At 36.1% G+C, this 13,042-nt stretch carries 10 protein-coding genes; 4 read left to right on the plus strand and 6 right to left on the minus strand.

The genetic code is table 11. From position 1 onward, the window contains the following. Positions 1-33: 33 nt before the first annotated feature. Positions 34-567 carry an SPOR domain-containing protein gene (locus tag LNP04_RS12015; protein WP_229983201.1) on the plus strand — a complete coding sequence of 178 codons (534 nt, stop codon included), beginning with the start codon at positions 34-36 and terminating at the stop codon, positions 565-567. A gap of 53 nt (positions 568-620) precedes the next feature. Here the strand turns inward: LNP04_RS12015 and LNP04_RS12020 are convergent, their stop codons facing one another. The 6 genes from LNP04_RS12020 to LNP04_RS12045 form a co-directional block, all read right to left on the minus strand. After that, on the minus strand, positions 621-1,895 hold the full coding sequence (locus tag LNP04_RS12020; RefSeq protein ID WP_229983202.1) for a DUF6080 domain-containing protein: 1,275 nt from the start codon (positions 1,893-1,895) through the stop codon (positions 621-623). Between the two features lie 79 nt (positions 1,896-1,974). Next, entirely contained in the window at positions 1,975-2,913 is a 939-nt protein-coding gene (locus LNP04_RS12025; protein WP_229983203.1) for a T9SS-dependent choice-of-anchor J family protein, read from the minus strand. A 62-nt stretch (positions 2,914-2,975) separates the two neighbouring features. After that, positions 2,976-4,517 (minus strand): YdiU family protein, encoded by a 1,542-nt coding sequence (locus tag LNP04_RS12030; protein WP_229983204.1) that lies wholly within the window; start codon positions 4,515-4,517, stop codon positions 2,976-2,978. A gap of 76 nt (positions 4,518-4,593) precedes the next feature. Further along, positions 4,594-6,978 carry a penicillin-binding protein 1A gene (locus LNP04_RS12035; RefSeq protein WP_229983205.1) on the minus strand — a complete coding sequence of 795 codons (2,385 nt, stop codon included), beginning with the start codon at positions 6,976-6,978 and terminating at the stop codon, positions 4,594-4,596. A 6-nt stretch (positions 6,979-6,984) separates the two neighbouring features. Continuing rightward, on the minus strand, positions 6,985-7,446 hold the full coding sequence (locus LNP04_RS12040; RefSeq protein WP_229983206.1) for a gliding motility lipoprotein GldH: 462 nt from the start codon (positions 7,444-7,446) through the stop codon (positions 6,985-6,987). Next, on the minus strand, positions 7,439-8,899 hold the full coding sequence (locus LNP04_RS12045) for a regulatory iron-sulfur-containing complex subunit RicT (protein WP_229983207.1): 1,461 nt from the start codon (positions 8,897-8,899) through the stop codon (positions 7,439-7,441). Before LNP04_RS12045 ends, LNP04_RS12040 begins: the two co-directional genes overlap by 8 nt. Positions 8,900-9,178: 279 nt before the next feature. On the opposite strand from LNP04_RS12045, the gene LNP04_RS12050 reads away from it, so the two are divergent. The 3 genes from LNP04_RS12050 to LNP04_RS12060 all read left to right on the plus strand — a co-directional run bounded on the left by LNP04_RS12050 (position 9,179) and on the right by LNP04_RS12060 (position 13,016). Further along, positions 9,179-10,417 carry an OmpP1/FadL family transporter gene (locus LNP04_RS12050; RefSeq protein WP_229983208.1) on the plus strand — a complete coding sequence of 413 codons (1,239 nt, stop codon included), beginning with the start codon at positions 9,179-9,181 and terminating at the stop codon, positions 10,415-10,417. Between the two features lie 10 nt (positions 10,418-10,427). Continuing rightward, the gene (locus LNP04_RS12055) at positions 10,428-11,993 is read left to right on the plus strand and encodes a G-D-S-L family lipolytic protein (RefSeq protein ID WP_229983209.1); all 1,566 of its coding nucleotides are present in this window, start codon (positions 10,428-10,430) and stop codon (positions 11,991-11,993) included. Between the two features lie 84 nt (positions 11,994-12,077). After that, positions 12,078-13,016, plus strand: a complete 939-nt coding sequence (locus tag LNP04_RS12060; protein WP_129535336.1) for a ribose-phosphate pyrophosphokinase — start codon at positions 12,078-12,080, stop codon at positions 13,014-13,016. Positions 13,017-13,042: the final 26 nt, after the last annotated feature.

Here is a 13,042-nt window from a genome sequence, read left to right on the forward strand (position 1 = left end):
CAAATTATTCTAAATTTGCAGAAACAAGTTTAAATGAGAAATTTCATAAAAATATTTTCGGTACTTTCATTCTTTAGTTTTTATACCTTTGATGCCCAACAGGTTGTAAAGAGAGATACATTGTCCGGAACTGAATTAGTAATGACGATGGATTCGCGAGTTAATGATGCGATGAGCGGTCTTGAAGAGAAATGTGCAAAAGTTGCGGTGAATACTTCTACGTCTACAGATTATGACGCTCCTGCAAAACCGCCAAAGATTTTTGTTCCTAACAGAGAATTGACAAACGCTGAAGTTTGTAGAAAAAACCCAAGAATTTTAGGATTCAAAATTCAGATTACGACAGTGAAAAGCAATGAGGAAGCCAATGAGGTGAAGGCATATTTCAGAAAGAGATTTCCAAATCTGAAAGTTGAAACGGATGCTTCCTTAAGACCCAATTACAAGATTTTAGCAGGAAGTTATTTTACAAAACAAAGTGCTGCAGCGGATCTTTCAAGAGTAAGAGAATACTTCAAATCTGCGGTTGCTGTACAATACAGAATTTTTTGTGCTGAAGCAAAATAGATTTAAAAATATTATAAAAAGGGCGGAGAAAAATTAATTTTCTCCGCCCTTTTTTATTGGTAGTATTTGTTCAAAAATTCAAAGAAATCAATCATTCGGTGGTAATTATTGAGTAGTAAATAAATGGTAGAAATACCAATGATTACTGTTAAAAGGGAAAGTGTTTTTGGTGAATTGCCGTATGCGAAAAATAGCCATCCTATCAGTAGTGGATAGACAAAAACAAAATGTCCGCCGTAGATGTATGAAGTGTGAAGTCCAAATCTGAATATGCAGTGAATTATGATGTCTACCAAAAATGAAATCATAAGAATCTGAACCAATTTATTTCTAAAATTTTTAAAATAACTCCATAAAACAAAGCCTAAAATCAATCCGATGAAAATGTAGGCAAATGCGGTAGAGTAAGTCTCCATGAAAATAGCTTTAAAGTAAAAACCTTTCATATTGTGCTTTTCTCTGATGAAAAAACTCGGGAAAAGGATATTTCCTCCAAAAAAATAAGAATAAATCATATCCCAAATTGGTGTCGACTTTACATTCGAAAACTTCTCGTACTGTTCCCCAGATTTCGAAAGAATGTTTTGATACTTAAAATCAATCCGATTCAGATATAAAAGAATAAAAACTCCACAAGAAAGAATCACTCGGAAAGCTGCATTCCCAAATTTTTTCCAGCTCTTAAATAAGCCTTTTTCAAAAATGATTGGGATGAATATTTTAACAATATTTGTTACGGTCAGTCCACCGATTGTTACTCCGGCAAGTACCAATGCTGAACCTGCAATTTTTCCGTCTTTTTTAAATTTTATAGCGGTGTAATAATTAAATAAAACCAATAGAAACAGCGTGTAAGTATAGGTTTCCGGAGTGAAAGAAAGAAGAATGTTTGTAGAAAATAAACTGAAAAAGAAAACAATCAGTAAATTGATCAGTATTGGAAGTCTGATTATGTTTTTAAGATATTTATACACCTGAACCAAGCTTAAACTGATGATGAAATTGCTTAGCCAAGCCAAAATTAATCTAAAATTTACATCCATTTTTCCATTTGTAAAAAACAAAACAGAATCTCGCATCCAATTAAAAAAGTAATAGGAAAGAGGGTGTCTTTCAAAGCTTCCGCCAGTCATGATGATAGCTTTATTGTCGAAACTGAAATAGGCATCCCAAGGAATTCTGCTGTCAAAAATAATTCGGTAGTTCAGCGCAATGTAAGAACCCAAAATTCCGTAGGCAGTTAAAAAGAAGATGAAAATTCCCAACTCTGCGAATGTGGAAGGAAAAACAATTTTAAAAAAGTTTAAAAATTTTGATGTAATAGACACGTATTTAAATTTCTGCAAAAATAAAATAAAAAAACTCACCGATTGGGGTGAGTTTGATATATTAAAAGAATAAATTAAATTAATTTTTAATTACTTTTTCTGTTTTTGTACTTCCATCTGCAAATTCAACTTTTAATAAGTAAGTTCCTTTTGTGAAAGAACTCATATCCACTTTTTCTGAACTTGTTTGTAATAATACTTTTCCTGAAAGATCAACTACTGTAGAAGATTTTATCTTTTTGTCTGTCTTGATTGTTATTTCTCCTTTTGTAGGGTTAGGATAAATGGTTGTTTTAGATTTTGAAACTTCGTCTGTTGATAGAACTCCTGTTGTAATTTTAACATCATCAACCATAAACATATATTTATCAGAAGACATATACTGAATTCCGATTCTTATAGTCTGTCCGGAATATGCATTTAAAGATTGGGTAACTTGTTGCCAAGTAAAAGGAGCTGTAGAAGCTGATGCTCCAGAAATAATTGTGAAATTTGCAGCACTTGTTGGAGTTCCGGTACCAACATATACACCTATTTTGTAACTTTCTACATATGCTGGTGATAATGCTTTTACCCACAAAGTTAAAATGTTATTGCTTGCTCCTAAAGTAATAGCGGGTGAAATAAGCCAGTCATTATTTGCAGATGTAGCTCCAGGTACACCAGCCCAAGATACAGCTACTTTTTGTCCTGTGTGTGCTGAGAAATTTCTCACCTCTTCATCAACACCGGGAGTAGCAGTAGCATTATTGGTAGCATTACTAGTAGAAAGATTAAATATCTGAAAAGCCATTGGGCTACTTGCGTTTGCCCATGATGCTGCCCATGTTGTTGCTCCATTAACAACAGGGCCTCCTCCAGTATATGTGCCTAAACCATCAAGATCTAGAGTTTGCCAACTTCCAAAACCACTAATTGAAAAATCAGCATAGGATTCGAAACTCTCATCTAAAAGGGTTTGCGAATAAGCAAATGTGGCGGCGAAAAGCATTGCTAAAGAAAGTATAAGTTTTTTCATATAATTTTTTTATAAAACTACAAAAAATTATATAATTATCACAAATAATTGATTTTTTTTGTCTAAGAGCTACAAGAAAGCATTGAACACCCAGATATATCATCATAATTTGGTGGTCTTTTCACAGAGAACTCCGGAAAAATTTCTTCATAAGGATTTTCTAAAGCCTTTGTTAATTTTTCAAGCATTTCTATTTTTCCTTCGTTGATTTCTTGGATGCATTCAAATAAAAGATAGTTTCTCAAAAGAAATTTCGGGTTTGCTCTCTTCATTAAATTTAATGAATCTTCTTTTGAAATTGAGTTACTTTCTAATCGTGACTGATATTGTTCAATGAAATTTTCAATCTTTCTGATTTTAACCTCATCCAAAATAGTGTAAGAAATTTTCTGAAAATCTGTTTTAAAATCAGTAATAAAATCAATTTTTCCCCATAAATTGAAAAATAATGTATAGTCGAGTTGAAGTTCCTGCATCAAGCCTTGCCAATTGGTGAAAAATTCTTCGTCGGTTTCTTTTAATTCATCAAAACCAAATTTCCTGCAAAGCATTTTATCGTGAGTTTCCCAAAAATAGCTTCCGTAAGAATTCAACGTTTCTTCAAGGAATTTTTCATCCTTAATTAAAGCAAAAAGGGCATTGGCCAATTGCCATAGATTCCATTGAGAAATTTGACCTTGTTTCCCGAAAGCGTATCTTCTTCCGGGAAGATCGGTTGTGTTTGGAGTGAAATTTAAATCATATTCATCCATCATAGAAAACGGTCCGAAGTCAATGGTTAAACCTAGAATCGACATGTTGTCGGTATTCATCACACCATGTACGAAACCAACTCTGAACCATTCAACCATTAAGTCTGCAGTTTTAGTACAAACGGATTGGAAAAAGTCTTTATATTTTTGTTCGCCTTCGGAAGTGATTTCGGGGAAGTAATTTTTGATTGTGAAATCTGCCAATTTCTGTAAAGTATCGATTTCTTTTTGAGCAGACATCAATTCAAAATGACCAAAACGAAGGAAGCTTTCTGCTGTTCTTACCACCACTGCACCTTTCTCCTCCTGCGGATTTCCACTGTACATCATGTCACGTACTACATTTTCTCCGGTGAAGCACAAACTTAATCCTCTTGTAGTAGGAATTCCTAAATGATGCATCGCTTCGCTCATTAAGTATTCTCTAACAGATGATCTTAAAACAGCTCTTCCGTCAGCGTGTCTGGAGTAGGGCGTTGCTCCCGCACCTTTCCATTGGATTTCAGTTTTCAGACCTTCATTGTTTTCTATTTCTCCGGCAAGAATTGCTCTTCCGTCACCCAATTGTCCTGCCCAGTTTCCAAATTGATGTCCGGCGTAGGCGGTGGCGTAGGTTTTTATATTTTCAGGTAAATTGTTTCCGACAAGAAAATCAAGGTCGTTATCATTCAATTTTCCTAAACCGATTTCTTCTGAAAGTTTTTCGTTAAAAGCAATCAGTTTAGGCTTGTCAAATCCCACAGGATCTATGGTGGAAAATAAAACTTTAGGCGTATTTCTCTGGATTGGATTTTTAGAAAAATCACCCGGGAAATGTTTAAGAAATGGTTGTTTGATATTTTGAAGATTCATGGCTCAAATTTATGAAAACAAGGCCAAAAAAAGACCTTCCAGTGATTGAAAGGTCTTATAATAATTATTAAAAATTTTATTTATTAAAATCGATATCTTCTCCGGTATTGAGATTTTCATTGACATTGTCCTCTTTTTTACCCGAATTGTTTTTCGGTGTAGGATCTGCCTGTTTTGGATTTTTAATTTGATCAATGGTTTGCAATCCGCCATCATCACCATAACCACCGCTCAGTCCCTGAAGATTGCTACATCCATCTTTCCATTCACCAGGCTTTACAAATTTATCTTCCTGAGAAATCTTAAGCGATTTGTCTGCCCAGACCTTTTTCATGAAAATCGCCCAGATTGGTAATGCCATTTTTGCACCCTGACCTTCACCGGTCCCCCAGAAATGGGTTGCTCTGTCTTCCCAGCCTACCCAAGCTCCTGTTGCCAGTTTTGGAGTAATTCCCATAAACCAACCATCAGAGTTGTTTTGTGTAGTACCAGTTTTACCTGCTATTTCCACATCTTTAGAAATTCCTCGTCTGCTAAGCTCCCCAGAGGCAGTTCCATATTGAGCAACACCTTTCATCAATTCAATCATGGTGTATGCGTAGTTAGGATTCATTACTTCTTTTGGCTCAGAATTAATTTCTTTTATCACTCTATTGTTGGCATCTTCAATTCTCCAGATCATCTCTGGCTTATTGTAGTTTCCGTAATTGGCGAAAGTACTATAAGCTCCTAACATTTCGTAAATGGTAATATCGGAAGAACCTAACGCAATTGTATTGTTTCTTGGGATTTCTTCTGTAACACCTAAATCTCTTGCGGTTTGAATTACGGCATCGGCACCCGTCATTTCAATCAAACGTGCTGCCACGGGGTTTTGAGAGTGGGCTAATGCATCTTTTAAAGTAATCATTCCACCTCGACCTCCACCAACGTTCCAGCCATTGTGACTGTATGGAGCATTTGAAATTGTAGAACAAGGTGTTAAGCCTAATTTCATAATTGCCGTAGCGTAAACGAAAGGCTTAAATGTAGATCCTACCTGTCTTTTTCCTTGTTTGATGTGATCATATTGAAAATGTTCCCAATCGATACCACCTACCCATGCTTTGATTTCGCCCGTTCCCGGAACCATTGACATCAAACCTGCCTGTGCAATTTGCTTATGATATCTGATAGAGTCCCAAGGTGACATTTCAACTTCTTCCTCTCCAGCCCAAGTGAATCTTGAAGTTTTTATCGGTTTTTGAAATTCCAACATAATAGAATCTTCCGATATACCAGCTCTTGCAAGTTGCTTATAACGTCCGGTTCTTTTTACGGCCTGCATCATTACTGCATTCGCCTGTTTGTCATTTAAGTAATAGAATGGTCTGTTTTTTCTTCCTCTCTGCTCAGCATCGAATCTTTTCTGAAGGTCAGTTAAGTGTTCTTTAATTGATTCTTCAGCGTATTTCTGCATTTTAGAATCAAGCGTCACGTAAATTTTCAAACCGTCTTTATAAAGATTCAGTTTTTTACCTTTTGCTTTCTCGTAATCTTCAAGATATTTATCAATTTCTTTCTTTAAATAAAACTTAAAGTAAGCAGAATGATTATCGTTGATGTTTTTAATAGGAGTATAATCTGTATTGATTGGAGTTGCGATTGCTTTGTCATAGGTTGCTTGGTCAACATAACCTGTTTCAAGCATTTGAGAAAGTACAACGTCTCTTCTTCTTTTTGCTCTATCCGGATTTCTCAAAGGATTATTTGCAATCGGTGCCTCCAACATTGATACGAAAACTGCAGCTTCGGGTAATGTTAGCTGTTTTGCAGATTTGTTGAAGTAAATTTTTGAAGCCATTTCAATACCATTGGCATTGTAAGTGAAGTCAAATTTATTAAAGTAAAGAGTGATTATTTCTTCTTTGGTGTATCTTTTCTCCAGACTTACTGCAACAACCCATTCTTTAAGCTTTTGGATGGCTCTTTTTACGGGGTTTTTAGACGGTTCTTTTGTAAAAAGAAGTTTTGCTAACTGCTGGGTAATTGTAGAACCTCCACCTCTTTCACCTCCAAATCTTACAGCTCTTAAAATAGATTTCAAGTCAATACCTGAATGTTCTTTAAAACGCTCATCTTCTTTAGCTTGCAGCGCATAAATAAGATGTGGTGGTAAATCCTGATAAGTAACGGGCTGAGTTTTTTCTTTCTCAAATTTGCCTAAAAGCACTCCGTCTGCAGAAAAAATCTGTGACGCAACATAGATGTCTGGATTTTCAAGTTCTTTTACATCAGGCATTTCACCAAGAAAACCTTGGGATACCGCAAAGAAAAGTCCTGAAATTCCTAAAACTACTGCGATAAAGCCAACCCAAATGAATTTGACCCACCTTTTCCAAGCAGTACTTTTAGCATTCTTTTTAGGAGGAAGCGGGAATGTTTTTCCTCTGTTTCCTGTATTTTGTTTGTTTTCTTCCATGTATAATTACGGTTTAGCCGTTTCTACTTTTATACCTAAGTCTTCAATTCCCGGAAGTGCATCGTTTCGCATTGCCTGCGCAACGCCAATTTCGTATGTTCCTTTTTCAGGGAATTTATAATTTGTTTTGTACTGAAATAAAGTTTCCTTTGTTTCTCCAAATCCCGTTCCCAGCCACTCGCCGTTTGGTTTTGCCAAAATATAATTCAGCGTGTCAACCTCTGCGATTTTGCTTTTTGGGTTTTTAAAATTAACAATAAATCTAATATTGCTGTAAGGATAATCATTATTATTCCTTACAACAAATATAATATTTTTAGGATTTTGCGGATCCGTAATTTCAAGTTTAAATTTCTGTTCGGCTTTTTTACTCCATTTATTATCAATAGGATTCATGATGACATCTTCACCCGAAGTGCTGCATCCTACTAAAAAAATAAGCATTATAACCCCTAAAACTCTATGCATTGTTATCTTTTTTGGGCGGAAATTTCTTTTTAAATTTCTTTTTTGGAGGTTGTTGTGGTTTCTGCTCAGTATTTACACTCGCATCTGCTTTTACTAACTGAACCTTTGGCTGCTGCGGTTGTTGTTGCTTTGACGGTCTTTGGTTAGTATTTTGGTTCGGGTTAGATTTCGCATTCGGGTTTGTATTCTTTGGTCTGTCAGAATTTGCTGGTCTCTCATTGGAAGGACGATCCGTTTTTTGGGGTCTGTCATTTCTGTCAGTCCTTTCCGGGCGGTCTTTTCTTGGTCCCTGATTGTTATTCGGTCTGCTCTGATTTGGGTTTTGATTCTGATTAGGATTTCTGTTTTTATTGAAACCTCCTCTGTTTTTCTTTTCAAATCTGTCAACACTATTCTCCTGAATAAGATCTACACTTGGTAAAGCAATATCCGGAACTTTCAATTCTTCAAGCGGAAGAATTCTTTCGCCTTTTTTATTTTGAGCAATCAGTTTTTTCACTAAATCGATATCGAAATCGTACCAAGCCATTGAGCTATCAACGTAAGCAAACCACATTTTCTTTTTGAAAACGTCAATTTTTATACAAAAAGCTCTTCCTTTTTCCGTATCCAACATTGTAGATGAAGATGGGAAATGACTTAATGCATCCAGATAACTATCTAATTCATAATTCAAGCAACATTTCAGTTTTCCGCATTGTCCTGCTAATTTCTGAGGATTGATGCTTAATTGCTGATATCTTGCTACATTGGTATTTACCGATCTGAAATCTGTTAACCAAGTAGAACAACATAATTCTCTTCCACATGAACCAATTCCACCGATTTTTGCGGCTTCCTGTCTGAAACCTATCTGTTTCATATCGATTTTGGTTCTGAAAGTACCTGCAAACTCTTTAATCAACATTCTAAAATCTACACGGTTATCTGCTGTGTAATAAAATGTGACTTTTGAGGCATCACCCTGATATTCCACGTCAGTGATCTTCATTTCAAGACCTAATCTGTGAGATATTTTTCTTGCGTCGACCTTTACGGTTTCTTCTTTTTTTCTCGCCTCCTGCCAGACTTCGATGTCTTTTTGGTTAGCCAGTCTGTATATTTTAAGAGGGTCTTCAGTTGAAAATCTTTTCTTTTTCATCTGAATTTTTACCAATTCTCCTGAGAGACTTACCACTCCTACATCGTGTCCGGGGCTAGATTCTACTGTTACTACGCTACCTATATGTAAAGGGATATTATTTACATTTTTATAAAACGATTTTCTGTCATTTTTAAACCTAACTTCCACAAAATCAAATCGGTTAGATGCCGGATTTTGTACGTTAGATAACCAATCGAAAACATTTAATTTATAACTATTACCACAGGTATTTACACTTTCACAGCCATTCGCGGATTTCGTTCCGCAAGAATGTGCAGAATCGCCGGATGTTTTGCATCCACAACTCATATATTATAATTTATTTAATCTTGCAAATTTATTGATTTTTATCTTTACAAAATTCCAAAAATAGTAAATCTTTATTTTGTAAAATGTTTAAGCTTAAACATTGTGAATAATATATGCTTGTTTTTTTTTGTAATGTGTTTAAAAATAGTCACTTAGTGGGTGATTTATATAAAGTGTTATTTTAAACATAGTTTTCTTTTGTGACTTTGTTTAAAATATTAAGATTATTTAACAAGCGTAGTCAAAATAATTTTATATTTGGAATATATAATAATGTCTATGAAAAAAATATTAGTATCAACTGCTTTGTTGGCTGGGGTTCTGTCTTATGCGGGGGGCTTCAGAGTTTCTCTGCAAGGGGTAAAGCAATTGGCAATGGCACACACCAGTGCTCATGCTGAAGATGCGAGTGTTGCATTCTTTAACCCTGCAGGTATGTCATTCATCCCTTCGAAACTAAGTATTGTTGCAGGAGGTTTTGGAGCGAGTAATAAAGTTACTTTTCAAAATTTAAATACTTTACAGAGTACAGAAACAGATAACCCATTGGGGACACCAATTTATGCTGCGATTGCGTACAAGCCGATCGACAAATTATCTATTGGTTTCAGTTTTTCGACACCTTTCGGTAGTACCATTCAGTATCCTTATGATTGGGAAGGTAGAGAAATGGTACAAAAACTTGAGTTGAAAAGTTTCTATTTTCAGCCAATGGTTTCTGTGAAAATGGCAGATTGGTTGTCTTTTGGTGCAAGTTATATTTATGCTAGAGGGCAGGTAAATTGGGATAAAGCTGTTACACAGTTTGGCGGTACAGTCAATATTAATGATGAGAAAGCAAGCGGGCATGGTTATGGTTTTGGTTTTTATTTCAGACCCGACCCAAAATTTGACATGAGTATTGCTTATCGCTCACCAGTTGATATGAAAGCTAAAAAAGGAACTGCAACATTTACCGTTCCTGCACAGAATACTGTGAATACGTTATTAGGATTAAACGGTGCCGGACAAGATGGTTTTACCGCTACATTACCTTTAGTGGATGAATATACGATTGGTATGACCTATAAAGTAACTCCTAAATGGTTGGTTTCGGCAGATTTCAATTATCACGGATGGTCTAGATATAGCAAGTTGACATTAGACTTTGCAAATGCGCCAATCGGAAATCAGGCAGACCCAACAGTTCTTGTGGCTCCTAAAAACTTTAAGAATTCTAAAACCGTTAGATTGGGAACACAATATATGTTCAGCAATATGGTCTTCGGGCGTTTAGGTGCTTACTATGACGAGTCTCCTTATGATGACGAAAACTTTATCCCTGAAACACCTTCTTTCGATTCTTTTGTATTGACAGGTGGTTTAGGATTTAAATTTAAACAATTCGGAGTTGATGTTGCCGGTGGATATGTAATGCCACAAAGCAGAGACGTGAAAAATGATTATCTTGGTTTCTACGGTCAGGCTAAGGCAAAAGCATTCTATTTTGGTCTAGGTTTATCTTACAACCCTTTTTAATTGAATTAATATGAAAAAAATAATAATATCTACACTTGCTGTTTCTGCACTTTTCTTTACAACAAGTTGCGAAACAGATTTTGATACAGATGTACAAGATATCGCAGTTACCAGAGGTGAAGCAGATTTCTCAAACTATGTTTCGTTAGGAAACTCATTAACTTCAGGATATAGAGACGGAACACTTTACAGTGACGGCCAAAATGAATCTTATCCGAGCATGATTGCTATGCAGATGAAACTTGCAGGCGGTGGTGGGTTTAAGCAACCTATGATGCCAAATAATGTTGGAGGTTTTACAAATTTACCTGGTTTTCCCGGAAAGCTTGTTTTGAAAATGACTAACGGAGCGTTGGCTCCAAGTGCTTCTCCTGCAGCTGCAGCTCTGGATAATGTGTCGGCTGGAAGACCTTATAATAATTTGGGTGTTCCTGGTGCAAAATCTTTTCATTTAGTTGCTCCAAATTATGGTAGTCTCGCAGGTTTAGGCACAGGTACGGCAAATCCATATTTTGTACGATTTGCTTCTTCTGCAACAACAAGTGTTTTGGCAGATGCGATGGTACAAAAGCCAACATTCTTCTCTCTTTGGATAGGAAATAACGACGTACTATCTTATGCGACAAACGGAGGAACCAATTCACAAACAACAGGAGGTGTAACTACTTATACAGCTGCAACAGTTCAAACTGGAAATACTAATCCTGCAACTTATAAATCAAATGATATTTCAGACGCTAATGTTGTGGCGGGTTCTATAAAGGCTGTTCTCGATGGTTTAAAAAGTGTAGGATCTACAAAAGGAATTATTGGGAATATTCCTGATGTGACCAATATTCCGTTTTTCACAAGAGTTCCTTATAATGCTATTCCTTTAGACGCTGCAAAGGCTCAGGCTTTAAATACACAGCTTTATGGACCGTTGAAGGCTGCTCTTACAGCATTTGGACAAGGAGACAGAATTAACCCTGTTGTAGCAGGAAATAATCCTGTTCTCATTATTGATAATAAATTGACAAACCTTTCAGCTCAGCTTACGGGTGCATTAACTGCAGGAGGTGTTCCTGCTGCTCAGGCTGCATTTATAGGAAATGCTTTCGGAAGAGCACGTCAAGCTAAACCGGGAGAATTAATGCTTCTTACATCTAGTAGTTTATTAGGTTTAGACGCGACGACTAATCAACCTGCAACACCTAGTTCAGTGTTTATTTATGGTGGGAGTTTCCCAATCGGAGATCAGTATTCTTTAACAATAGATGAAGTAAATAATATTGGAACAGCCGTTAAAGCTTACAATACTTCAATTAAGGCAATGGCAGATTCTTATGGTCTTGCATTTGTTGATATGAATGCGAAAATGTCAGAATTAAATTCAAAATCAGGAATTTCTTGGAATGGCGTGAAATATACTGCAACATTTGTTACCGGAGGAGCATTCTCTCTAGATGGAGTACATCTTACAGGTAGAGGTTATGCCATCGTTGCTAACGAATTTATAAAATCTATCAACGCAAAGTATAAGTCTACATTGCCACAGGTAGATCCAAATAAATATTCGGGAGTCACATTTCCGTAAAATTTAATAAAAAATAAAAACGAAACCACAGGATTGATTCTTGTGGTTTTTTTTTAAATTTGCAAAATCTTTTAAAAAGTAAAAATGGCCGAGCAACAAAGTTATCTATTTTCGACAAGAACTAGTAAGGAGCTAGCAGAAAAAATTGCCCATCACTATGGGAAAGAATTAGGGAAAATCATCATCCAGGAGTTCAGTGATGGTGAATTTGAACCTGTGCTAGACGAATCTGTAAGAGGAGGAAGGGTTTTCCTAATTGCTTCTACATTTCCACCGGCAGATAATCTTTTAGAGCTTCTTCTAATGATTGACGCATCAAAAAGAGCTTCTGCTAAAAGCATTACCGTTGTGCTTCCATATTTCGGGCTGGCAAGACAAGACAGAAAAGACAAGCCAAGAGCACCTATCGGAGCAAAATTGGTAGCAAACCTTTTAACTGCTGCCGGAGCAACCAGAATCATGACTATGGATCTGCACGCAGACCAAATTCAAGGATTCTTTGAAATCCCTGTTGATCATTTGTATGCTTCTACAATTTTTGTAGATTACATCAGAGATATGAATCTTGATAATTTGACTATCGCTTCTCCGGATATGGGTGGTGCAAAAAGAGCGAAAAACTATGCAGGTCACCTAGGTGCAGACGTTGTAATTGCTTACAAAGAAAGAAAAAAAGCAAACGTAATCGAAGAAATGTTCCTTATCGGGGATGTGGAGGGTAAAAACGTGATCCTTATCGATGATATGATTGATACCGCAGGAACACTTTGTAAAGCTGCAGGTATTTTAATGGAAAAAGGTGCAAAATCTGTAAGAGCAATGGCGACTCACGGTGTGCTTTCAGGAAAGGCTTATGAGAATATTGAGAACTCACAATTGCTGGAAGTTATTGTAACTGACTCAATTCCTGTGAAAACTAATTTGTCATCTAAAATAAAAGTGCTATCTTGCGCCCCATTATTTGCTGACGTTATGAAGATGGTGCACGAGCATCAATCAATTAGCAGTAAGTTTGTTATTTAATTGATAATTAGCAGGTTGCAAATTAA

Origin of the sequence: Chryseobacterium sp. C-71 (assembly GCF_020911865.1) — a bacterium.
In the GTDB taxonomy this organism is placed as follows: domain Bacteria; phylum Bacteroidota; class Bacteroidia; order Flavobacteriales; family Weeksellaceae; genus Chryseobacterium.